Here is a 24255-nt window from a genome sequence, read left to right as displayed (position 1 = left end):
ACCGCATAAATTTCGTTCTCAATAACTACACGAATGTATGATAAAATATAGAGCGTGATTATTAAATTCAGTTTGTAAACTTTTGCCTTTGTTATCATAAACTAATGACAAATAGACAGGTGAAGATTGTTCATTTGCTTTGAAATATTCAGCATATGTTATAAACTTCATGAAGGATTACAACTTTAAATAGGACTGGTGTTCATGGAAAACAAAACGAAGATTTACAATAAATTGTTGAATCTTGTTAAAGAGGAAAATGTAAAAGTGGATGAAGTGTTGAAGGATCACTTATACACCAAGTTAGGTGGAAAAGCAGATTTTTTCATCACTCCGACGACATTTGAGGAGATTCAAAATGTTGTCAAACTTACTAATGAAGAAGATATCCCATTTACATTGCTTGGAAACGGATCAAATTTAATTATTAAAGATGGCGGTATTCGAGGAATCGTCATTAACTTAAAACACTTAGATAAAATCTCCTCCCAGGGTGATACGGTTGTTGCTCAAAGCGGTGCACGAATCATTGATGCATCCCGCTATGCCCTTGAGCAGCATTTGTCTGGCCTCGAATTCGCATGCGGCATACCAGGAACCGTCGGAGGAGCTCTCTATATGAACGCAGGGGCTTACGGTGGAGAAATTAAGGATGTCCTTGACTATGCTTACGTGGTTGATAAAGAGGGAAACCTTGTTAAACGTCTTGCCTCTGAGCTTGATTTAGACTACAGAACAAGTAACATTCCTGATAATGGTGATATTGTCGTTGAGGCAACCTTCAATTTAAAACCTGCCAGTTATGAAGAAATCAAAGCGGTCATGGATGATCTTACATTTAAACGTGAATCGAAGCAACCGCTTGAGTATCCTTCCTGTGGCAGTGTATTTAAACGACCTCCCGGTTATTTCGCAGGAAAACTGATTCAGGACAGCGAGCTTCAGGGGACAAATATTGGCGGTGCCGAAGTTTCCAAAAAGCATGCAGGATTCATCGTCAACAAAGATAATGCTACTACGAAGGACTACATTTCATTGATTGAGCATGTACAAAGAACAGTTAAGGAAAAGTTCGGTGTGGATTTAGAAAGAGAAGTACGCATTATTGGTGAAGACCAAGATTAAAGAAGATCAAATTAAGAAAGGGATTCAGTTATTTGCTGAATCCCTTTTTACATACAGGTGCCCGATACTATTATGACGGCAGCGTCTCTTGATAAAATCAGCTGAAGTGGAAAGTATTGCTCCTAAGGTGATAAGAGGTTCAATGAATTACAACGTGCTCTTCCTGAGATTACGAAAAAAAATAGGGGGATCTATATGCAGATGACAAAGGAATCGCTATGAATAAGTGATGGACACGACAAAATTTTATGAAATAAAAAAAGGCGATTCACGTTGATGTGAATCGCCTTTCTCGTTAAGACATCCATTTAGGGGGGGTATTTTTTTCCCAGTAAATTTCTCCAATAGAATGGTGTTTAACAAAGTCATCGTCGTTTAAATGGTAATGAAAATTAAACCAGTATCCTTCTCCAGGACGTTTATCTCTTCTGACGTGGAATTTAGCAAGTTCTTCTCCGGTTTTGTAATTGTACAGATTGAAAATTTTCTCTCCGTACCCCGGTGTCAGTTCTTCCGTAATTTCATAGTAGGGAAGTTCTTCTTCTCCCACTTCTTCTAGAATCATTTCAACAACTTCTTCAATTTTAGGTAATATTTCGTTCGTCATATCTGTATCAACTTTTTTTACAATTCTTGGTCCCATCTTAGTCAGCGTCTGCTCTTTCGCTTGCTCGGTAATCAAATGGATGTAGTCCTCTTCTGAATCATTTTCATTATCTGCTTCAGGAACAAGAGTTGGTTCATCCCCTGGAATGATCTCCCCATTGGATGCAGCAAAACTGCCTTCGTGATCCTCTGGAGCCATCTCCTTATTTTCCGCTGCATCGGTATGTACATAAGTAGGTGGGACATATAAACCTAATGTAAGAACAGATACGAGTACAACAAAGATCTTTCTTCCCCATAGCTTCATTTCCAAATGTCTCCCTTACTTTTCCTCTCTTTATAGAATTGTATCACGTAGAATTTTCCAGTGCATGGGAAAAAATGAACATTTTCGAACTATTTGATAGAGGATTGGATCGTCACGGGCATGCGGTTAGGGGCTGTCATGGAGTAGATTTTTTCTCCGCGTTCCTCTACAGGACCGTAAAGTTCGACTCCACTTGTTTTTATGCGGTCGGCAAACTCGTCTGCATCATCTACAATAAGTTGGAGCATAGTCATTTCCGGCATGTCCTCACTTTTAGACCAAAATTCAAGCCAGCTGTTCTCACTTTTGAAAACACCACCTGAATACTTGCCTGTTTCTATCCATGAATTGGCTAACCCGAGTTTGTTCTCGAAAAAGTCCACCATTTGTTCACTCTCTTCAGAAACAGTTACATGACGATAACCCAATAATTTCAATGAAATTCCTCCTCCAATGTCCATGAAATTCTTCAAAATTTTCGCACTTCTCGTTCAAGTTTATCATTGTTCCACCTTCTTGTGTCGTGTTGTGCAGGAAAAAATCCAGTTTGCTAATAAAAACTCGTTCTCCAGATGTTTTTACGACAGAATTCTATTTTCTATGACAAATTATCTGTACATGAATAAACCTAAATGGGGAAAATTGAAAGATGAATACTTTATTCAGGAGGGAATACTTATGCAAAAGCCGAACCAGAATCAAAATCAGCAAATGGGCGGGACTCAAATGCCCCCTAACATGATGCAGAACAAAAACCATGGCGGACATGAAATGTTTGACGCTCATGAAGTAATCGCGGGGATCATCAGTATGCTCGATCAGTATCAAATGTATGAACAGCATATTCAGAATCCTGAACTGAAGGATATCGCTCAGCGTCAATCTGCATTTGTGACTCAGATGTATAATACAATTGTTCAGAGTTTCCAGACTGGTCAAGATCCAACCCAGTCAACTCAGCAGTATAAAATGGCACAGAATAATGACGCTGTCTATGGACTTAAGCCAGGACAGCCAAAAAAGCCAAACCAATCTGTTAACGATCTATCTGACCAGGGTTTATCCGCTTATATGCTTGGTCAAACGAAAAGTTTAGCGACTCTTTTAGCAATGACGGCTTTGGAGATGACCAACCCAGTATTACGCAGAGTGATTGCTGATAGTGTTCCAAACTTTATTGAAATGAGTTACGAAACATTCCTTTACCAAAACAAGCATGGGTACTACCAAGTTCCTCAGCTTCAACAACAAGATATGAACCAGATGCTTCAAAGCTATACCACTGTGCCTGTTCAAGGAAATACGACTCATTAAAAAACAGCTGGAAATGAGATATTCTTATTTCCAGCTGTTTTTATGGTTAATACTTACATTTAAGGTTTAGTATATATAGAATAGGTTTCAGTAGGGAGGATGCCACATGAGTATTTTTCTCAGTTACATACTATTAGGGTTATCGTTATCTGCCCCAATTGGTCCGATTAATGCCGCTCAATTGGACAAGGGACTCCGGTTTGGTTTTTGGCATGCCTGGCTTGTAGGTGTAGGAGGAATGATTGCAGACGGGATCTTTATGCTGCTTATTTATTTTGGGATTGCCCAATTCGTAGACGTTCCCATTATCAAGGTCTTATTATGGTCTGCAGGTTTTTTTGTTCTCTGTTATACGGGATACGAAAGTATTCTAAAGTCCAATTCTATTACAGGTAGCAAAAGTAATTTCAGATACGAATCAAGAAGCAAAGCTTTTCGGACAGGCTTTCTTATGGCTGCTTCCAATCCAATGAATATATTGTTTTGGCTAAGCATATACGGCTCAATGATTGCACAGACCTCTGACCAATACGGGACCTCACAGCTTCTTCTCTACAGCAGCGGAATCTTTCTTGGCATCACTTTATGGGATATTACAATGGCAAGTATTGCTACCGGAGCACGAAGGTGGGTGAAGCCCCGGGCTCTTCGCCTCATTTCTACAATGTCCGGTTTTGTATTAATTGGTTTTGGAGTTTACTTTGGTGTACAAGCACTCCGCTTGTTGTTCGGATAGACAAACACCTAATTTCATCTCTCCTAATAAGATACTTTGTGTCATGTTTTAGGAGGGATGATTCATGTTTTTATGTTCAAAAAGTTGGATTGAGGAAAATAAAAAAGAGCTTGATCTCTGGAAGCTCTCGGCCTTTGAACATTTCAGCACCATAATGACTGATAAAAAGAAACCATATCCTTGTGTCCCTGGGATTCAAGGTTTTTCAAAAGATATGCTGCGTTTCGGTTTTGCTGGAGATCCAAGATTGGAAGAAACAGCGAAACATTTGTCGATATTGTTAAAAGAATATGGAGAAATATCAAGAGACACTGGAGCCTACGCTTCCTTAGTCGTTCTCTTTGATTCCAGATCCATAAGCACTGAAACCGATGTCGAAGATTATAGAGAGTTATTTTGGAATTTATTAAACAAGGTTCATAAATACGATGAAGAACCTTGGCCAGAGAATATTCCGCAATACCCTGATCATCACGAATGGGAGTTTTGCTTTGACCAAGAACCCTATTTTACCTTTTGTGCAACGCCGGCTCACTCTCTCCGTAAAAGCAGGTATTTCCCCTATTTCTTAATGGCTTTTCAACCCAGGTGGGTGTTTGAAGAAATTAACGCTTCTACCACGCTTGGAAGCCGGCTGAAAACTATAATTCGCAAGCGCTTGGTTGATTATGATCAAATCTCACCACACCCGGACTTGAAGTGGTACGGACAGGAAGATAATTATGAATGGAAGCAATACTTCCTAAGCGAAGACGAAACTTCCCCTTCTAAGTGTCCGTTTATGGCAATCAAAAACAAATTAAAGAGTTTACGGTCTTGATCCACAAGTCCCGGGCTGCCGCTGCGCATAGCGCTTTCCATTTGGGAGTCTCCCTTCCCTATCGCCCCTTCTGACAAGGTTCTCGAAATCTTACTACGTAGAACTTGCTATCCGTTGCATGAGAACCGACTTTATATCTTATCGTGGGTGGGAAAACGGCGAGAATCCTGCGGGATGAAAAAACGAAGTTTGAGGAGGATCCACACATGCCCACGGAAAGCGAGTCGTTTTCACATCCACCATCACACACAAAAAATACCTCGGAGCTGAGGCTTCAGAAAAAGGAGGCTTATTTCCTACAAGAAACTTTGAATCATAGCTAGTTATCCCCGAATTTTTTTTGCTTAAAAAATGTGGCGATGGTGATGACGGCTATGAATCCCATGCTCACAAAAAAACCTGCTCTGCTTATTTGATCGAATAAAGTTCCGCCAATGGCAATCAGGATTAATAGGAAAGCCACAATGATCTTCACCATGTCAATAGCAGTATTTCCCATCAACTTTTTAAAAGAAAGAAGAATAAATATCCAATTGTACAAAAGCATCAAACCCGCAGCTGTGGTCAAATATTCAAAAATCCTTTCAGGTAAAAGAATCGCAACAAGGATAGATAGAATGACTACGGCAGCAGTTAGTCCAAATGCAGAGGTGGGAATACTCCACCTTCCTTCAACGGAAAATATTTTAGGAGCGTCGCCCTCCTCTGCCAGAGTGACTAACATCGTTGTGACTGCATACAGCGAAGCGACCATTGTAGAAAAACCGGCAATGATTAATACACTATTAAATAGATGAGGAACCCATGGAAGATCAAATTGTACTAATGCCGTAATAAATGGACTTTCATCAGCATTGATTTCTATAGATGGAACGAGCTTAAGAACAAAGAAAATAGAGATGAGGTAAAAAGAAGTTAAAACCAGGAGCATGACCTTACCTGACTTAGGTGCATCCTTTGGCTTTTTCAGTTCCCGAGCCATAAGTCCCATCACTTCAATCCCGCCAAAAGCATAAAAAGCATATAGAAAAGCGCCCCATAAACCAACTCCTCCATTGGGGAAAAGGGTTTGAAAAGGAGCTGTCGGAACTTCCGTTTTATCCCCGCCAATCCACCCCATTAGGGCTGCCAAGGCAATGAGTACAAACATAACGATAGCAGCCACTTTCATTAATCCAAAAACGCTTTCCATTTGTTCTACTTTTTTAACCCCCATGAGAATGATCAACAACCCCAATGCAGCAAAGATTGCGGCCAATACCCATAAGGCCAATTGTGGGAACCAAAATTGAGCAAAAATCGCAAGTGCCGTCAGCTGGCTTCCCATGATCAGCATTTCGGACGACCAGTATACCCAACCGTTACTAAAGCCCGCCCAATTTCCGTACGCCTGTTTGGCATATGTGCGAAAGGAACCTTTTTCAGGATGATGAGCCGTCAGTTTCGCCAGACTTTCAAATACAATCCACGTACCTAAACCGGCAAGTAGATAAGCCATTAGCACGGAAGACCCTGCTTTTTGTATGGCAATACTTGAGCCTAAAAAATATCCAGTTCCGATAATGCACCCCACGCCAATAAATGACATCTGCCACCAAGCAATTTTCGCTTCTGGTTTCGGACACTTAGCCATGCCAATCCTCTCCTGCACTTTTTGCTTTAGTTTGAAGATAATGCATGATGAATATGTGCTGATATCGAATGATTTTCTCCTTGTGAGGAGAAAGTAGGAAGAGTGAAGTGAAAGGAGCAGGTCTTCAATGGATGTACATTTGAACTGTTGGAATGAAACAGATGAATTAAAATGTGTAGTCGTATGCGGCCCTTCAGAGATCGATGTGCCTGATCAACAAACAGCGGATGATGTACAGTGGGAAAAACCAGTCAGCCAGGATAAAGCTAGAGAAAACCATCAGGTGATGGTCTCCGTTATGGAGCAAGAAGGCGTAAAGGTGATTGATTACTCCGACTATCTATCTTCAAAAGATAATATGATCCACAAACAGTTGATTAATCGGGTATTTGTCCGTGATCTAGGGTGTGTATTTGGAAATAAACTTCTCCCAGGCGAAGCGGGTACATCAATGAGGAGACCCGAATATGTCATGTCCCATCTTTTATTTAATAAATGGTTTGATTCCTCTACCTTTCCGATCGAAGCAAATGATTCAGTCCAAGCACTGGAATATGGCGACGTATTAGTTCTAAATAAAGATGCTGTCTTTATAAATACAGGACTACGAACAAGTATGACAAGCATTCAAAAGATGAAAGAGGAAATTTTTAATGCAGGTTTTTCAGAAATTGGTGTTATTGATCTTCCCCGTCGTGGGGACACGATGCACTTAGATATGAACGGAAACGTTGTCGGTAAGAACCTTTTCCTTGCCAAAAGTTACATGCGTTTTTTTCCGGTTCAAATGGTCGACGAACATGGAGAGCACTATGAAATGATGGAACAATTCTTGAACCGCCACGGATTTAAGGTTATCTGGACAGCAGACGTCAAGCCTGATGTAAGGGATACGGTTGCAAACCTAAATTTTTTAAATCTGAATCCAGAAACTTTGCTTATCAGTTCAAAAGTGAACAAGAAGATCTTCTCTCATCATTCGGTGTTAAAAAAGAAAAAGTTGATTGAAGTCGATGTAACGGAACTTGAAAAAGGAGGCGGCGGTATCCGCTGTATGACATTGCCTTTTGAACGGCAACCATAGGGGCTCAGGACGAATTTATGAAAGAAAAGAGTCCCGTGGATCTTTTAAATTCCACGGGTTCTACTATTTTTATAAAGATATTGACAAATTAGGCTTTTCTATAAATGCATCATGGAGCAGTTGTGCTGTAAGTGCCAATTCGTATTCAGGTACAATAATGCGCCATACTCTGGGACTGTGGAAAATGATATCTGCTCTATCCCTTTTTGTCATTAGTATCCTACCTAGTCGATTACTAACATTTGCTAGACGCTCATGGCTAAAAACTATGGAAACAGCTGCTCTATTCTCATAAGAAACTTTAGAGATCCATGGTCTTCCTTGTAACAGGGAATAAGTTTGTTTCAGTTCTTTGCTTTGTATGATAAATGAGAATGAATACCGATCTTCTATAATCAGCGCTCTCCTTATCGCGATCCCTGCAGCCTCAATTATCTTTATCATTGCCGATGCTTCTTCGGAAAGGTTTGTCTTTTCCTTACCTATAATAGTCACACATGTTAAGTCTTTTTCTACTGCAATCCCAGTTACATTCGTTTGCTCGCGAAAGTGATCAATCCTTGTCCCTTCCTGTTGATCAAAACTTGAACGCACGAACAAAGGAACGTTATTTCTATATGCATATAGGACGGCCCTTGGATGCACAACTCCTGCCCCCATATCAGCAAGATCCTGCATCTGTTTATAAGTAAGTTCAGGAATTTTTTTGGCTTCTTTCACAACTCTGGGGTCAGCCGTAAAAACTCCTTCTACATCTGTAAAGATCTCACACCGATCTGCGTGAAGCTCTGCAGCTAAAGAAGCGGCTGTCGTGTCTGATCCTCCTCGCCCTAATGTGCAGATTTCCCCCTTTTCAGATACACCTTGAAACCCTGCTACAACAACAATTTTGTTCTCATCCAGATGAACTTTTATCTTCGGGGTGTCAATAAACGATATAGAGGCATCCCCAAAGGTCTCCTCTGTATGGATACCAGCCTGCTCTCCTGTTAGGGACAGTGCATCTGCTCCTTGATCCCGGAGAGCAAGGGCAACAAGGGAGCTTGTGACTTGTTCTCCTGTTGATAAAAGCATATCCATTTCCCGTGGGTCAGGATGAGAGGAAACATCTTTGGACATTTCTACTAAAGAATCCGTTGAACTCCCCATCGCAGATACAACCACAACCACCTGGTTTCCTTTTCTTTTCTCTTCCAAAATACGTTCCGTAACTTCTTTGATCCTTTTTGTAGTGCTTAACGACGTCCCTCCATACTTTTGAACAACGATAGTCAATGATGATCATCCTTTTTTTATAACGAATAAAATCTATATGTTAGTTCTTTCTCTGAATTCAAATAGAGCGTTGGAGACTTTTCCGAATTCGGATGCATGGGGCCGGTCGTCCCCATCAGAATACCCATAGTCCACCATTCGATTTCGATTCAGACAAAGCTTTGTTAATTCCGGCTGGAAGAAATCGAACAGCTCGAAACGATCCTTCAGATGAGAGAAACGATCCTGATACTCGTGAATAGCATCTGCTAATAGTGCCCAGAACTCCTTTTCAGGAAGAAGCTTGTGATTCTCAAGGACATGACTTAAATAACGCAAGTGACAGATAAATAATCCTGTAAAGATAAATTGGGTCAATCCTTCTGGGGGCTCGCTTCTAAGAACTGATTTCAAATCAGAAGACAGACCGTATAATTCTGGGAAATCTTGGTCAGTGATATTTACATCATCAACGAAGTCTTTAATAGCTAAGCGATGCGGTACTGCCTCCTTCAAAACGAGAATTGTATTTTGCCCATGCGGAGAAAAGACAGTTCCATACTGATAGAGATAGTGAAGAAGCGGATCCATGACCACCTTGAAGAACTGGCTCATCCAATCCTCAGTTTTTAAACCCGACGCTTCTATCAGACTCTTTACAAACGGCTTTTCATTATGATCTTCGTGGAGTAAAGCTGCCAGTGTAATCGCTTGCTCTCCTTCTACTAAATACGTATATATGCTCTCTCTCCATATCGTACCTAGCATCTCTAAGTATTGATAAGGAGCATTTTCTACGGCTGTAAAATTTTTTTGATCGACATTGATACTCGCATTTTCACCTGGAAGAATAACCCTGCATTCATCTTTCAAGAATGAATCCTGTTCATGAATTCCTTTGATCAATTCTGTCACCTTAGGCGCAATCACTGTCCGTTCAGCTGGCAGACCTCGATAGACAAGTGTATTCAGGATACTCATCGGTAATTTGACATGATGTTTCTGTTTTGAAGTTTTGTTCACAAATGTCCGGATCGATTGCTGAGGGAGATAGTGATCATCCCCGTCACCTAACGGAATAAGCTTACGATGAGCAATTTCTTCCGGGAAGTTCTGAATCAATACATTCTTCCATTGCCATTCGTGCACAGGGAAGAAATAATATTCGTTAGGATCCTGCCCCGCTTTTTCTACTTCTCCCGCAAAGCGGAGTTTTTCATTCTTGCTTAATTCCTGATCAAGTAAATCCTGATAAGATAGTCCCGTAATAGTTTGGAAACTAGCCAGACTTTGATGGACAGCCAGCCATGATAGTTTCAGCTTTTTTTGCTGCTCAGGAGAATAAGCGAGGTAATCATCATAACCAAAACCAATTCTCCCTTTGTTGTATGTAATCCAAGGGTGGCCTTTCATATATCCTTCAAGGTCAGCATAATCCACGTTAAGAAGATTATCGGAAGTGGCTTCCTTTTCCATTAAATGAGCATCTGCAATCAAGGTTGCGTTCATTTCCTTAATCAAATGACCAGTCGTTTCTGGTGACATGCCAATGATCTCTTTAAGATCTACTAACAATTCAACCGCACTCTCAGCATCAATTTCCTTGGATCCATCAATCTTTTTAATCGTCCACCACTTTACATCAAAACTATCAAAAAGACGTGACTCAGCCTTATACTGATATTTTTTCTGTTGTGAGATCTGAAGCTCATACAAATGACCCTTCGCTTCCTTCCCAATTACAACGGGTTGAATCATGTCTTCATACATATATTCAGCCAGCATTTTAGCCATCAATTTTTGATTTACCTTTTTCCAATTAGATGCCTGAAGAGTGGTTTGAACTTCGTCTTTATATTGCATCCTATCCCTGCCTTTCTAATAATGATCAATTTTTAGTTGATTGAAAATTGTGGTTGCTTTACAGGTTGATGAGCTTCAAATGATTGAAATACATTCTTGTGCTCAACCTTGTACACTTCTCTTTTGGCCAATTGGTTGATAATCACAGCGTTCCGATGAGCACCTAATCCTAAGTCAGGAGCTCCTACGCCGTGGGTATGGAGTTCGCCATTTTGAATAAAAATCTCACCACTACCTTTAAGAGCAGTATCTAGCCCATATCCTTTTTTTACGTGATAACGGCCATAACCATCCCATTCTATCCAATTCTTCATAGTGTTCAAAAAAGTTGGAACGGCAGGCTGATAACCTGTCCCAAGAATAACTATATCTGCTTCTGTCATTACCGCCTCATTTTTAACCCTATGGACACCTTTCAGTTTCCACTTATCATGATTTGTTTCCAAATCAGTCATTTCTGTCATGGCTTGTAGATGGATAGAAACTTGTTCATTCCCTATCGATCTTTCATATAGGTGGTCATAAATATCACTGATCGTTTCCGCACTGATTCCTTTGTACAGCAAATCTTGTTCCTTGATCAGTTCATCCTTCTTTGTCTGAGGAAGTTTATAGAAAAATTCGGTATAATCAGGAGAGAAATACTCTAACCCGAGCTTTGAATACTCCATCGGGAAAAACCCTTTTGATCTCGTGTACCACTCAAGGCTTCCACCGTATTCCTGCTGATGCCGAGCAACATCCAGGAAAACCTCCGCTGCACTCTGACCAGACCCAATCACAACTACGGACTGATTACTTCCAATATCAGCTTTGTTGGCTAAATAATCAGAAGTATGAAAGAGCGATGAACCTAAATGTTGCTTAAAAGGTTCAGGCACCGCTGGGACTGTCCCAATGCCAACCACAACGTTTCTTGAGAAGAAGGACGTCATTGTTTGTGTGTCTTCATCCATAACGTTCAGCTGATAAACCTGTTCTCCTTCCTTCTTAAAAGGGATCACGTCTCGAACATTTTTCCCGAACTGACAAGATTCCAACTGCTCACTCACCCAGCGACAGTAATGGTTGTACTCTTTACGTGGGATGTGAAACTTCTCATAGAAATAAAAGTGATAGAGCCGGTTGTGCTCCTGTAAATAATGAAGAAAACTATATTTACTTTTCACATCTGCCATGCTAACGAGATCAGCGAGAAAAGGGACCTGCAAGGTGGTACCCTCGATCAGCATGTTTGGATGCCAGTTGAACTCTTTTTCTTTTTCAAAAAACAAGGACGTTACATCTGGAACGGAATCCAGCAGTGCAGCCATCCCTAAATTAAACGGACCCAGCCCGATTCCAATTACGTCATAGATTTGACTGGACGGGGTAACATAAGGGTTCATTCGACCACCTCTTTTCAAATTCTTCACGCTCACAAAACATTAACAATCCGGTTTTATCAGGTAATTGAATAGGCTTTACCGGTTTAAATCCACACTTCTTGAAGACGTGAATCATTTTTTCATTACGTATATCTGGTTCAGCTACGACTTTCTTCGTTTTCAAGCTCTGAAATTGAAAGCGGACCATCTCCCGGAGCAAAGGAAGCGAATACCCTTTTCCGAGAAATACACGCTCACCAATCAATAGATGTACGCCTTGATCATAAGGAGAAGAGGAATAGGTTTTTTCAACAACATCCCCTCTTACCCAGTAAGCCTCCCAGTAGCTCATCATTTGCCCGTCAACTAATCCCATGTAAAGAGTCTGATGGGAGTCAGCTAAGGCTTTTTTCAAGTGGGCTTTAAAAGATTCTAGAGGAACATTTAAATTCCAATACGGATGCACATGGTCTTCATTCATCCATTTATGAATTCTTCCAACGTCATCAAATGTCACTTTTCTAAAAGTAATTGTTTGATTTAGTTTCTTGTCATAGCACTCATAATCGTTATCCATGAACCGCTTCCTCCTTTACAGCAAGAGGGTTGGGGACCTGTGTATAAACGGATTGTGATTCCATAGGACCCACTAACTCATCCATATCATAGAAACGTGTAAGCAAGTTGGCTTTACAAGGAAGCTCTTCTTCTTTTAATAAGGTATTTGTTACCCGCATCTCTGGATGAAGCTTGATCCGTTCTCTCAGAACATCCATTAGCTTGTCTTCTTGAATTAATCCGCTCGTCCCAAACCCATTAATTAAGCCGAACAAATGATTGAAAAAGAAGTAATATCTCAGCCTCTCTTCTGCTACTTCATCTTTGCAAACTGTATCACTTTCTTTATTTAGTGCAGGTACCAATGACTTAAGCTGATCAGCCTTCGATTCGCAGAAATAATACCCCTGATTATCCCGATAGTAATAGTACTCCGGATAACCGTTGTTCAATTGAATAATTGAATTTTGTTGATGAGCTTCAAGGGCAATGCCGTAATGACAAAACAACCATAAGACCGGATCTAAAGTAACCGTTAAATAACGGTTAAACCAATCCAGACTTACTTCTTCATGAGATCTTCCTTCCCGCGCAGCAACACTTCGTATAATTGAATAAAGCCTTGATTTTTCCCCATACGCGGAGTCTTGGACGAGCCCGGCGATTACACTCGCTTGCTGTGTGTTTCCCGTGTAAAATGGATTTTCACGTAGCACGACTTCGAAACCTGAAATCTCTTTATCTAGAAGAACATTGATGTAAGCAGGATCCTTAATCAAACGGAAGTGAGGATGGGCCTTCTTCAACTTTTCTCCTAGCGTGGTGTCTAATAACCTCGACACTTCCACCCCTCTCGCAAGCTCCTTCCGCTGATTTACTCGCAGAGAATTGGTGATTTTTACTGGCACAGAGAATTTGTACATATACTTCGATTGAGAACTGTACACCGTTCTGAAGGAAGAAGTAGCCGTAAATTTGCGACCTATCTGGCCAACGTCCTCTAATTCTCCAGTGGTGAGCAGCTTTTGCACAGATTCTTGCTCAAGAAGCACCGGAACTTGGAGTGGATGAACGGGAATAAGCACTCGTTCTTCTTGCCTCAGTTTCTGAAGCCGCGCCTGACCTACAAAGTCTTTAACATCTTCAAAAATGATCTCTGAGGCAGAGAGTTTAATGCTCGAATCCTGGTCTACGATTGATGGCTTGGCAGCGAAATAGTGCAGTTGGAATTCGCCCTTCTGTTCAGGGGAGTAGATCTCGTCTTCTTTATCCGTCAGCCCTTGCTTACTCTTCGGTGTGGGATGAAGCAGGTGACCGAACAATAACGATTGTTCTGCCTCTATAAAATCAAACTGTTCATTCGTCAAGTGCAAACGATCTTCTGCGCACTTCTCAACATAGGTTCTAATTTTTTTGCAACTTAAGATCACTCGTAACAGCAATTCATCTTCAGAAAGAGACTTCTTATTTTCGACAAGCCATTCTTTAGTCAGTAGAGTCGTCATGGTGACATAATCCAACGTGTGGAATTCCTCGCTTTTTCCAATCCGATAATAAAAGGGGAAAGAAAATAAATGCCTGCCGGTTAGTGATTCGTAATTTACAGGAACAAACAGGTTCGTTTGTTGCTTGTTTAAATCAATCCGGATGATCTGATCTGAGCTCTCCCTTTTCAGCTGAGGATAGCGTTCCTCTTTTTCAAAATTTCCTGTTTCCCTTAAATAACAATTTAGAAAACTTTGCATGGTGGCTTGTTCAGCAATTTCCTTTGCATGATTCAATCCCGATGACCTCCGTTCATTATGGACTTCCCCGTTCTCTCAATCTCTTCAATAACTTCCTTCAAATCTTCTCTCGTTGTACGAGGGTTTAACAAGGTGAATTTCAGGTACGTAGAACCACGGACAGATGTTTTTGCAATGACAGCCTTCCCCTTTTGATACAATACCTGCTGGATTTGACGGTTTAGTTCACATAGATTCTCACTAGACTCTGCCTGGTATTGAAAAACAACGGTGTTCAGTTCCGGATGCTGATTTTCAACTGTAAACTCAGGTTTCTCCTTCAAGTATTGGACTGCAAACTCAGCGAGCTCCATTGTCGTATCAATCATGCTTCCTAACAAATCTGTACCTAGTGTTTTTAAAGTTAAAAGCACCTTTAAAGCATCAAATCTTCTTGTCGTTTGGACGGATTTATTAACAAGATTCACGATGCCTTCTTGTTCGTCTTTTACAGGATTCAGATAATCCGCATGTAAGGAAAGCCACTGGAAATGCTTCCGGTCTTTGATTAATAAAAGGCCGCAGCTGATCGGCTGATAGCACAATTTATGAAAATCCAGACCGATGGAATCCGCTTGCTGCATACCTTCAACCTTTTGATAATGAGAATGACTGAATAGAAGCGCTCCTCCATAAGCCGCATCAATGTGCAGCCAAAGATCTTTCCTCTGACAGATTTCAGCTAATTCACTTAAAGGATCGATACTGCCGTAATCTGTTGTTCCACATGTGGCAACCACACAAAAAGGCAGTAAGTTTTTCTGTTCTAAACGGTGGATGATTTTTTCAAAGCTTTTGATACACATCCGATGGTTCCCATCAGTCGGGACTGTAACAACAGCCTGTTCACCTAAGCCAAGCTGGGAAGCTGATTTTTTCACAGTGAAATGTGCTTCCTCTGCGCAAATGATTCTCATTCTTCCAAGATCTTGAGGAAGGCCTGATTTTTGAACATTATGGTTCCAATAAGTCTGACAAAAAGCATCTCTTGCCATTAGCAGTCCCATGTAGTTGGACTGTGTGCCTCCACTAGTAAAGACTCCGTCGGCTGTTTCAGGCATTCGGGCATACTCCGCTAAACTTTTTATAAGTTCTTCCTCCACAAAAGTAGCTGAAGGGCTTTGATCCCAGGAGTCCATGGATTGATTAAGAGCACCGATCATCAGCTCCGCAACCACTCCTGTTAACAATGGAGGACAGTGCAAGTGAGCAATACTTTTCTTATGACTGACATGAAGGCTGTTTGATAAGACAGCCTCCCCTATTTCGTCGAGCACCTCTTGAAATGGTTTCGTTTCACCCGATAGTTTCATAATTGGGAGCAGCTCTTTTTTAATTTCCTCTGTGGTGCTTCCCTTAAAAGGTTGATCCGCCCTTTCGAAAACCGTAAGAAGTTTCTCTTTCACAAGATCCACTTGCTCGTTAAAGGTCTGAATGCCTTCTTCCCCCGAGTGGAGGAAAAACGAATCGTAATGTCCTGGCTCTTTTGAAACTCTTTTATTTTTAAAAGACGTAATCATTGCTTTACACCTTTAGAGAAGCCCTTACAGCTTCATCAAAGATTCTAATAACCTCATACGCTTGCTCATCTGTAAGGATCAATGGTGGAAGAAGACGAATTACAGCACCATTTCTTCCTCCCACTTCCATAATGAGACCTCGATTAAAACATTCACGCTGGATTTGGCTTGCAAGTTCTGGATGGGCAGGATAACTTCCACTTCTATTCTGAGGGAGCGATGGATCGACCATTTCTACGCCTATCATCAATCCCCTTCCTCGTACATCACCGATTTCTGGGACATTCTGCTGAATTTGTTTTAACGACTGAAGAAGATGTGCTCCCAATTTTTCCGCGTGTACATCTAATAGGTTCTCTTTCACATGCTTCAAAGTAGCGGTTCCGGCTGCCATTGCCATCTGATTTCCTCGGAAAGTGCCAATATGGGCTCCTGGTTCCCACGTATCTAATGATTCGTCATAGACCACTACGGAGAGAGGGAGACTGCCACCAATGGCTTTTGAAAGGACAAAAGCATCCGGAACGATCCCTGCGTGTTCGAAGGAGAACATTTTTCCTGTACGCCCAATTCCTGTTTGGACCTCATCAATGATAAGTGGAATTCCTCTTTCCTTTGTGATTCTTCTCATTTCTTTCAACCATTCCACAGGAGCAGGAATCGATCCACCTTCTCCTTGTACGGTTTCAAAGATCATGGCTGCAGGCGGAAGAATACCGCTCTCAGGATCGTCAAGAAGGTTCTCGATATACGTGCTGCTTATTTGATGCCCTTCTTCTCCACCTTTTCCAAACGGGCAGCGATACGTATAGGGATAAGGGAGAAAATGAGTATCCGGTATTAATCCTTGGACCTTTCGCTTAGGACTCAAATTCCCGCTGATCGACATCGTTCCGTGAGTCGCTCCATGGTATCCGCCCTGGAAAGTAAGAATACTTTGCCTACCGGTCGCTGTTTTTGCCAGCTTTAGTGCGGCTTCAATCGCATCGCCTCCGGTCGGCCCGCAAAACTGTACTTTCGATCTTTCACGGAACCCTTCTGGCAGGGATGAGAAAAGTTCGTCTACAAACTGTTCTTTTACTGTAGTTGTTAGATCTAACGTATGTAACGGCAGCCGGTCATGAATCACTTTTTCCATAGCCTCAATTACGACCGGATGGTTATGCCCTAACGCAAGTGTTCCTGCCCCTGCTAAGCAGTCAATATATGTTCGGTCTTCCACATCCGTAATGTAAACTCCCTCTGCTTTCTTAATAGCCAAAGGGATTCGTCTGGGATAGGAACGTGCATTGGATTCGCGCTTTTCTTGCTGACGAAGTAATTGTTTATTTGAAATAGAGATTTGAGTATTCATAGGGTCAACTCCTTTTTTGTTCCTCGCTGTTTGCTTCAACGACATAGTAATTGATAATGATTATCAATGTCAACAATAATTGAAAACCATTATCAATTGATTCGGTCCATATTGGTTCATTTGATCTATGTGTAAAAAAGGCTTTAACCTACATGACATCAGCGATTTTAGCCAACCAAAGAAAATTATTCCATCTAATGATAATTTTTAAAAATTAAGTCAAAAGACACCTGTATATAAAGAACAAAGGTACAAGCACCTTGCGATCTCCTCTAAAGCAAAAAAAGAGAGTGCATGACGAACATGCACTCTCTCTATCTTTTGCTATGATTAAACCACATCGTATCCTTGTTCTTCGATGGCTTCTTTCATTTTATCTTCCCGGACTCCGCTATGGGACACCTCTACGTTACCGCTGTCAAGATGAACCTCGACTTTCTCTACACCTTCTAGCTCTTCAAGAGCTCCTTTGACAGCTTTTTCACAATGCCCACATGTCATTCCTTCAACTTTTAGTGTAGTTTGCATTCTTCCATCCACCTTTCTTAGTTGTTATATTTTGGCTCGCTTCAAACGAAGAGAGTTGCTTACGACACTGACCGAACTGAAGGCCATGGCAGCACCTGCGACCCAAGGGGCCAACAATCCGATGGCCGCAACTGGTATACCTGCCGTATTGTAAGCAAGGGCCCAGAACAAGTTTTGACGTATATTCTTTATCGTTTTCCGACTAAGAACGATTGCTTTGCTTAAATGCATGAGATCGCCGCCCATCAAGGTGATATCCGCGGTCTCGATGGCAACGTCAGTACCTGTACCAATGGCAATACCAATATCAGCTGTCGCTAGAGACGGAGCATCGTTGATTCCGTCGCCGACCATAGCCACTTTCTGCCCTTGACTTTGCAATTCTTTGACTTTTTCAGCTTTTTGTTCAGGTAACACTTCAGAAAATACTCCATCAATCCCTACTTGGGACGCGATCGCACGTGCTGTACGCTCATTGTCACCCGTTACCATATACACCTCAAGGCCAAGTTTTTTCATTTCTTGAATCGCTCGTTTAGACGTTTCTTTCACTGTATCTGCCACAGCTACATAGCCCTTTATGACTCCATCTACCGCTATGAGCATCGCCGTCTTGCCTTCTTCCTCTAAACCAGAAAGAGTAGCATTATATTCTTCGTGAGAAAGGTTCTCGAGTTCCATAAGTTTTCGTGTACCGATGTGAACCCGTCGTCCTTCAACATCTGCTTGAATGCCGTAGCCAGGTATCGCTTCGAAATTTGAAGCTTCTTGCGGCTCGACACCTTTTTCTGCTCCATAGGAAACGATGGCTTCAGCCAAAGGATGTTCTGAAGCCTTTTCAGCAGCGATGACATCCTTAAGCAGAGAGCTTTCATCATTATGAAAAGCAACAAAATCCGTCACTTCCGGTTGACCTTTTGTAACTGTCCCCGTCTTATCAAGTAAAACGGTAGTTAAACGATGAGTTCCTTCTAGATACTCCCCGCCTTTATACAGAATGCCCTGTTCTGCCCCTTTTCCCGTTCCAACCATGATGGATGTCGGTGTGGCGAGTCCGAGTGCACATGGACAGGCAATAACCAGAACAGCAATGGCTGCCTCAAGCGCTTGCGGCAACTCGCCTGGAGATACAACAAAATACCAGGTGATAAAGGTCAGAACAGAAATCCCAACAACAATCGGGACAAAAATCCCGGATATGACATCAGCTGTTCGCTGTATAGGAGCTTTAGAACCTTGAGCCTCTTCAACTATCTTTACGATACCGGAAAGCGCTGTATCTTTTCCTACTCGCTCAGCTTTCATTTGGATGGTCCCATTCTTGTTGATGGTAGCGCCAATGACCGGATCATTTTCATTTTTCTCAATAGGAATGGATTCACCTGTAATCATGGATTCATCAACGGAGGATGCACCCTTTATGACCATACCATCTACGGGTATTTTCTCTCCAGGCTTCACCAATAATACATCTCCAACCTGAACTTGATCTACAGGGATTTTTTCTTCTATTCCGTCTCGCAGCACTGTCGCTTCTTTTGCCTGAAGGCTCAGAAGCTTCGTAAGCGCTGCGGTCGTTCTGCCTTTGGCTAACGCTTCAAATAGTTTCCCAACTAAAATAAGCGTAATCAGTACCGCACTAGTTTCAAAGTAAAGCTCAGGTTCAAGACCTGGGTTTAACTGCCACCTGATTGCTTCTACAACACTGTAAAAATAAGCAGCAGAAGTTCCTAAAGCAACAAGAACATCCATATTCGCACTCTTATTGCTGAGCGCTCTGTATGCACCCTTGTAAAAAGGTGCTCCGATATAAAACTGAACGGGTGTTGCTAAAACAAATTGGAACCAAGGATTCATAAATAGATGTGGGACTGGAATGCCAAGATCCCATGGGAAATGACCAATCATTGTGTAAAGAAGAGGCAAGGAAAGAAGAGCAGATATCCATAACTGCCGCTTTTTCCGCTTAATTTCTTCTTCCTTATGATCTGCCTGCTCTTCTCTATCTTTTTTTACAACCGCTTCATATCCAAGTTTTTTCACTTTTGCAATGATATCATCAACGGAAATGGTGCTAGGATCATATTCGACAACCCCTGCTTCCGTGGCTAAATTCACGGTGGCCTGGTCAACTCCGCTTGCTTTGTTCAGTACCTTCTGAATACGAGAAGAACAAGCTGAACACGTCATGCCGTGAATATCGAGTTCAACGCGCTCTTTCTGCACCCCATATCCGAGTTTCTCAATACGGGCCGTAATGTCTTCAGGCTCAACTTGTTCAGGATCATATTTTACTGTTGCATGTTCCATTGTCAAATTGACGTTTGCCTCGACACCATCCATTTTGTTTAGGACTTTTTCAATTCTCGTAGAACATGCCGAACAGGTCATGCCTGTTATTCCAATGGCCATGTCTTTTTGTTGACCCATGTTTGAACCTCCTTATTTGGAGAATTGCTGAATCACTTTCATCAACTCATCAATGGCTTCTTCCCCTTCACCTTTTTTAATGGCTCCTGCGACACAATGATGAGTGTGTCGTTCTAATAGGGAATATCCCACTTTATTCAAAGCTTTATTGATCGCTGAGATTTGCACAAGAACATCAACACAATAACGATCATTTTCTACCATCTTTTGAATACCTCTAACTTGACCTTCTATTCGTTTCAATCGATTCATGACCGCTTGTTTCTCTTCATCTGTCCTAGGTTTTGCGGGCTTTTTTCCGCTATTCTCTGGTAATGTATGTTCACACATATTTTTTTCCTCCTGTTAGTCTTTAATATACCCCGCATAGGTATTTACAGTCAACAAATCAGCCTCAATATAATTAGTTAATGCTGGAATGTTTTATTTTATACACTTAGGGGGTATCGGTTATAAGTACAATAAAAATTCTGAGGTGATTGGATGTTAGCTTTTATTTCTTGGATAGCATTAGGAATTGGAATCCTATCTTCTATCATTATCATAGTTGATGTGATCAGACATCCTCAAATGATGAAGGTTATGAATTTCGTGTGGCCGATCAATGGATGGTTTTTCGGCCCGATTGCTCTCTGGACCTATTTCAAATGGGGCCGTTTAAAAGCAAAAGACAATGAAAAAGAAGACCGCCGCGGCCGTCCAGCTAAAGTATTCGTATCCACAAGCCACTGCTCAGCTGGGTGTACATTCGGTGATGCGGTCGGCGTTCCGATTGTTGCTCTTACAGGTCTAATGATAGCAGGTTCCGTTCTATTCGCCCACTATGTAGTTGAATTCATTTTGGCGTATATCTTCGGTATCATCTTTCAATTCTACGCCATATACCCTATGAACAAGGAACAAGGCGTAATGGGAGCTATTAAAGCAGCCGTTAAAGCGGACTCCGTTTCTTTAATAGCATTTGAAGTCGGGATGTTTGGATGGATGGCCATTGTCCATTTTGTTCTGTTCAGTGAACCGCCGAAGCCAAATGAAGCGACATACTGGTTTATGATGCAAATCGCGATGATCTTAGGTTTTATTACAAGTTATCCAGCCAACTGGGTACTCGTTAGAAAAGGAATAAAAGAGGAGATGTAAAGATATATTGTTATATACTTAGAAAAGCTTGAGGTTTTCTCCCCTCAAGCTTTTTTTATTCAATTTTCCTTGTAAGGTTTCCTCACAGAAAGGTTTTAAGCTTGTAAGTCACATGGTAATCTTATATTAATCAAAACATTCAGATAATTGGGAGGTCTTAACTATCCGAAGAACAAAAAATGTTAATGTATTCTCATTTTTAGTCCTTGCGGTAAAGATGTGGGTAGCAAAATAAGCTTTGTCTTTGGAAAAGCTATTTTGCTATAAAACATTCTCTTATTTGATAAGTAATCTATTCAATGAAACCACTTGTAAAGTATGCTTCCATCACCCCCTAGCAGCGGAAGCATACTTCTTTTTATTGATATTCCTCAATCCATCTACAAAAAATGCCTCCTTATCCTGAAGACTTAAATTCAAGATATTCTCAGCGCCGTTGCGTAATAGGCGTAAGGTTGGCTGGAAAACAACTCATCTATAGTGTAATGAACGGCCCCATTTAACAGGAGTAAGGAGGCATTGATTTCCTAAGTTACAGATAGATTTTCGGTACCAATAACGTTTCGTTTCTCCCAACAGCCGTAAGGAGGTCTGAGAAATCGCGAGACTCCTGTGGGATGAACATGATAGGTGAGAACCCGGAGAGCTTTAGCTCGAGAAGGCTCAGCACATGCCCACGGAAAGCGAGTGATTTCTCGGACCTCCAAATTCTACTTAGGGCAACGGAAAGCTCACAGCACATCGAAATCGAGTCTTCCACTATCCTGCTATTTAGTTGAACAAATCACTAAATTATTAATCTCAACTTTTAACTGAGCTTTTTATTAGAACATTTTATTAATGTGAAAAACCGCCCCACTATGGGACGGCTGCATATTTCAACTATGCTTCACGTCTACTGTAAAACAACTTTTCCTCGCTTCAAACACACGGTCTTTTAGTAAATGATAAAGATTAGGATGATCGCCTAAATATTCACTAACAATAAAGCTCTGTTCCGGAGACAAACTAAGCTCATTAACAGTTTTATGAATCGAAGTCATTAAGACCCCTGTGAATAATAGATAAGGAAGAATGATAACATTTTTCTTTCCTTGCTTTGCTGCCCTCTTCACTTTTGGCTCAAAACGGGGGGAGGCAGCTGCCAGAAAACAAACCTCTACACTGTTTACATGAGTCCTTTTTTTCAGGAGCTTTGCAATCGTACAGATATCTTGCACTGCATCCTTATCGCTGCTCCCACGCCCTACCAGCAGAATATCCATATCGTTTGTAATGATTTTTCGGTCTTTAATTCTTTCAATTAAAGCATCAATGATTTTTTCCTGAACCCCGAGCGGTCTCCCGTAAGTAAACTTCAAATCCGGGTGGCTCACAGCGACTTTATTTAATGTATGAGGAATATCTACTTTTGCATGAGCAGCAGTTAATAATAAGACTGGAACAACAGTAATAGAAGTTGCTCCTCGCTGCACGCAATTATTAACACCTTCTTTAATATCAGGTCCTGATAGTTCCAAAAAGCAATATTCTTGTATGGGGGTATCCACTAATTTCATAGCCTTATTTATAAAATGAGCTGCCTCATCCACTGCTCCCTTCATACGACTTCCATGACCAACATAAAGCACTGCTTCCATTCTAACCTTCCCTTCTCAAGCTTCTATAACATCTGTCTCAGGAACTGGATTGTGGTTTAATAAGCTCAGTTGATGGAGACGGTCTCGAAAACGTACGACTTCTCCTACTATAATCATTGCAGGGTTCTTAACTTTTGACTTTTCTACTATATCGACAATGTTATCGAGTGTCCCCGATACAACTCTCTGATGCTCGGTGGTCCCCTGTTCAATGAGAGCGACAGGAGTCCCCTTGTTTTTGTCATTCAGAAGGAGTTGTTCGCGTATGTATGGAAGGTTGCTGACCCCCATGTAGATGGCCAGTGTATCCACACCTTTGGCTAAACTTTTCCAATCCACTTCCTCATGCTTTCCTTTACATCGATGTCCTGCGACTACAGCAAATGAACTTCCCATATCTCTATGAGTAATTGGAATTCCAGCATAAGCAGGCGCAGCAATTCCAGAAGTAATCCCCGGAACAACCTCAAAGGAGATTCCGTGCTTGGCTAATTCTTCTGCCTCTTCAGCCCCTCTTCCAAACACAAACGGATCACCACCCTTCAGCCGTGTCACGGTTTTTCCTTGTTTAGCGTATTTCACTAGCAGATGGTTGATCGTTTCCTGTTTTATAATATGAAACTTTGGATGCTTCCCGCAAAAGACTAGGTCTACATCAGATTTAGCTTCCTCAAGCAGATCTTCATTCACTAACCTGTCATATAAAATCACATCAGCCTTTTGAATACACTTCAGAGCTTTAACTGTAATCAATTCTGCATCTCCTGGTCCAGCTCCAACTAGGTACACCTTTGACATATCATTCCTCCTCAAATTTGTATACACTTCACTAAGTAAGCTGACAATCTCTTACTACTCGGGCAATAGGACATATACTTCCTCGTTCTTTATCGCCACCTCAAACGTTTGAACACAACCCACATCTGGTTCCTGTACCTTTCCATTTTTGACGCTAATCTTCCAGTCATGCATCGGGCAGAAAACATGCTCGCCGCTAACCAACCCTTCAGCTAATACGCCACCTTTGTGAGGACAACGATTTTCTATCGCATGGACTTTGCCATTATCCAATTTAAATATAGCGAGCTCAAGATCGCCAACTACTGTGGTCTTTCCAATCTTTTCAGGCAAATCTTCTACTTTTGCAACAAAGACTTCATTTAGCAACGTTTCCATCGAAACCACTCCTCTA

Annotated in this window: 22 protein-coding genes; 6 read left to right on the top strand and 16 right to left on the bottom strand. The window is 41.4% G+C overall.

What is annotated here, in order from left to right; translation table 11 throughout:
* Positions 1 to 204 precede the first annotated feature (204 nt).
* Positions 205 to 1125: a UDP-N-acetylmuramate dehydrogenase gene (murB, locus tag HM131_RS07135; RefSeq protein ID WP_085029102.1), complete on the top strand. Its 921-nt coding sequence runs from the start codon at positions 205 to 207 to the stop codon at positions 1123 to 1125.
* A gap of 295 nt (positions 1126 to 1420) precedes the next feature.
* On the opposite strand, the gene HM131_RS07130 is transcribed toward murB, so the two are convergent.
* Together HM131_RS07130 and HM131_RS07125 are read right to left on the bottom strand one after the other, a co-directional pair.
* Entirely contained in the window at positions 1421 to 2038 is a 618-nt protein-coding gene (locus HM131_RS07130; RefSeq protein WP_085029101.1) for a YpjP family protein, read from the bottom strand.
* An 89-nt stretch (positions 2039 to 2127) separates the two neighbouring features.
* Positions 2128 to 2475 carry a VOC family protein gene (locus tag HM131_RS07125; RefSeq protein ID WP_085029100.1) on the bottom strand — a complete coding sequence of 116 codons (348 nt, stop codon included), beginning with the start codon at positions 2473 to 2475 and terminating at the stop codon, positions 2128 to 2130.
* 241 nt (positions 2476 to 2716) lie between these two features.
* Between HM131_RS07125 and HM131_RS07120 the strand changes: the two genes are divergently transcribed.
* From HM131_RS07120 to HM131_RS07110, 3 genes are all read left to right on the top strand, one after another.
* On the top strand, positions 2717 to 3352 hold the full coding sequence (locus HM131_RS07120; protein WP_085029099.1) for a spore coat protein: 636 nt from the start codon (positions 2717 to 2719) through the stop codon (positions 3350 to 3352).
* A gap of 106 nt (positions 3353 to 3458) precedes the next feature.
* Positions 3459 to 4088 carry a LysE family transporter gene (locus HM131_RS07115; RefSeq protein ID WP_085029098.1) on the top strand — a complete coding sequence of 210 codons (630 nt, stop codon included), beginning with the start codon at positions 3459 to 3461 and terminating at the stop codon, positions 4086 to 4088.
* 64 nt (positions 4089 to 4152) lie between these two features.
* A complete protein-coding gene (locus tag HM131_RS07110) occupies positions 4153 to 4908 on the top strand; it encodes a YqcI/YcgG family protein (RefSeq protein ID WP_085029097.1) in 756 nt (251 codons plus the stop codon).
* A 319-nt stretch (positions 4909 to 5227) separates the two neighbouring features.
* On the opposite strand, the gene HM131_RS07105 is transcribed toward HM131_RS07110, so the two are convergent.
* Entirely contained in the window at positions 5228 to 6541 is a 1314-nt protein-coding gene (locus HM131_RS07105; protein WP_198162736.1) for an amino acid permease, read from the bottom strand.
* A gap of 127 nt (positions 6542 to 6668) precedes the next feature.
* Here HM131_RS07105 and HM131_RS07100 point away from each other — a divergent pair, with 127 nt between their 5' ends.
* On the top strand, positions 6669 to 7625 hold the full coding sequence (locus HM131_RS07100) for an arginine deiminase family protein (protein ID WP_085029095.1): 957 nt from the start codon (positions 6669 to 6671) through the stop codon (positions 7623 to 7625).
* Positions 7626 to 7694: 69 nt separating this feature from the next.
* Here the strand turns inward: HM131_RS07100 and HM131_RS07095 are convergent, their stop codons facing one another.
* The 10 genes from HM131_RS07095 to HM131_RS07050 form a co-directional block, all read right to left on the bottom strand.
* Positions 7695 to 8900, bottom strand: a complete 1206-nt coding sequence (locus HM131_RS07095; protein ID WP_085029094.1) for an aspartate kinase — start codon at positions 8898 to 8900, stop codon at positions 7695 to 7697.
* Positions 8901 to 8933: 33 nt separating this feature from the next.
* Positions 8934 to 10742, bottom strand: a complete 1809-nt coding sequence (locus HM131_RS07090) for an IucA/IucC family protein (RefSeq protein ID WP_085029093.1) — start codon at positions 10740 to 10742, stop codon at positions 8934 to 8936.
* A 32-nt stretch (positions 10743 to 10774) separates the two neighbouring features.
* Entirely contained in the window at positions 10775 to 12130 is a 1356-nt protein-coding gene (locus tag HM131_RS07085) for a lysine N(6)-hydroxylase/L-ornithine N(5)-oxygenase family protein (RefSeq protein WP_085029092.1), read from the bottom strand.
* Positions 12093 to 12686, bottom strand: a complete 594-nt coding sequence (locus HM131_RS07080; protein ID WP_085029091.1) for a GNAT family N-acetyltransferase — start codon at positions 12684 to 12686, stop codon at positions 12093 to 12095. The genes HM131_RS07085 and HM131_RS07080 overlap by 38 nt, the downstream gene beginning before the upstream one ends.
* Positions 12679 to 14448, bottom strand: coding sequence for an IucA/IucC family protein (locus tag HM131_RS07075; protein ID WP_085029090.1), 1770 nt, complete (start codon positions 14446 to 14448; stop codon positions 12679 to 12681). Before HM131_RS07075 ends, HM131_RS07080 begins: the two co-directional genes overlap by 8 nt.
* Complete coding sequence (locus HM131_RS07070) at positions 14445 to 15971, bottom strand: pyridoxal phosphate-dependent decarboxylase family protein (RefSeq protein ID WP_085029089.1); 1527 nt, start codon at positions 15969 to 15971, stop codon at positions 14445 to 14447. Before HM131_RS07070 ends, HM131_RS07075 begins: the two co-directional genes overlap by 4 nt.
* 4 nt (positions 15972 to 15975) lie before the next feature.
* On the bottom strand, positions 15976 to 17370 hold the full coding sequence (locus HM131_RS07065) for an aspartate aminotransferase family protein (protein WP_085029088.1): 1395 nt from the start codon (positions 17368 to 17370) through the stop codon (positions 15976 to 15978).
* Between the two features lie 285 nt (positions 17371 to 17655).
* On the bottom strand, positions 17656 to 17853 hold the full coding sequence (gene copZ / locus HM131_RS07060; protein ID WP_085029087.1) for a copper chaperone CopZ: 198 nt from the start codon (positions 17851 to 17853) through the stop codon (positions 17656 to 17658).
* Between the two features lie 24 nt (positions 17854 to 17877).
* A complete protein-coding gene (locus HM131_RS07055; protein ID WP_085029086.1) occupies positions 17878 to 20283 on the bottom strand; it encodes a heavy metal translocating P-type ATPase in 2406 nt (801 codons plus the stop codon).
* A 12-nt stretch (positions 20284 to 20295) separates the two neighbouring features.
* Complete coding sequence (locus tag HM131_RS07050; protein WP_085029085.1) at positions 20296 to 20613, bottom strand: metal-sensing transcriptional repressor; 318 nt, start codon at positions 20611 to 20613, stop codon at positions 20296 to 20298.
* 153 nt (positions 20614 to 20766) lie between these two features.
* Between HM131_RS07050 and HM131_RS07045 the strand changes: the two genes are divergently transcribed.
* Complete coding sequence (locus HM131_RS07045; protein ID WP_085029084.1) at positions 20767 to 21423, top strand: DUF4396 domain-containing protein; 657 nt, start codon at positions 20767 to 20769, stop codon at positions 21421 to 21423.
* Between the two features lie 878 nt (positions 21424 to 22301).
* Here HM131_RS07045 and HM131_RS07040 read toward each other — a convergent pair.
* The 3 genes from HM131_RS07040 to nirD are packed head-to-tail and all read right to left on the bottom strand — an operon-like array spanning position 22302 to position 24239.
* Positions 22302 to 23063, bottom strand: coding sequence for a sirohydrochlorin chelatase (locus HM131_RS07040; RefSeq protein ID WP_085029083.1), 762 nt, complete (start codon positions 23061 to 23063; stop codon positions 22302 to 22304).
* A gap of 15 nt (positions 23064 to 23078) precedes the next feature.
* On the bottom strand, positions 23079 to 23861 hold the full coding sequence (cobA, locus tag HM131_RS07035; protein ID WP_085029082.1) for a uroporphyrinogen-III C-methyltransferase: 783 nt from the start codon (positions 23859 to 23861) through the stop codon (positions 23079 to 23081).
* 54 nt (positions 23862 to 23915) lie between these two features.
* Positions 23916 to 24239, bottom strand: coding sequence for a nitrite reductase small subunit NirD (gene nirD / locus HM131_RS07030; protein ID WP_085029081.1), 324 nt, complete (start codon positions 24237 to 24239; stop codon positions 23916 to 23918).
* Positions 24240 to 24255: the final 16 nt, after the last annotated feature.

It is taken from the genome of Halobacillus mangrovi (assembly GCF_002097535.1).
GTDB classification, from domain to species: Bacteria; Bacillota; Bacilli; order Bacillales; family Halobacillaceae; genus Halobacillus; species Halobacillus mangrovi_A.
This window is presented reverse-complemented; position numbering and strand designations above follow the sequence as displayed.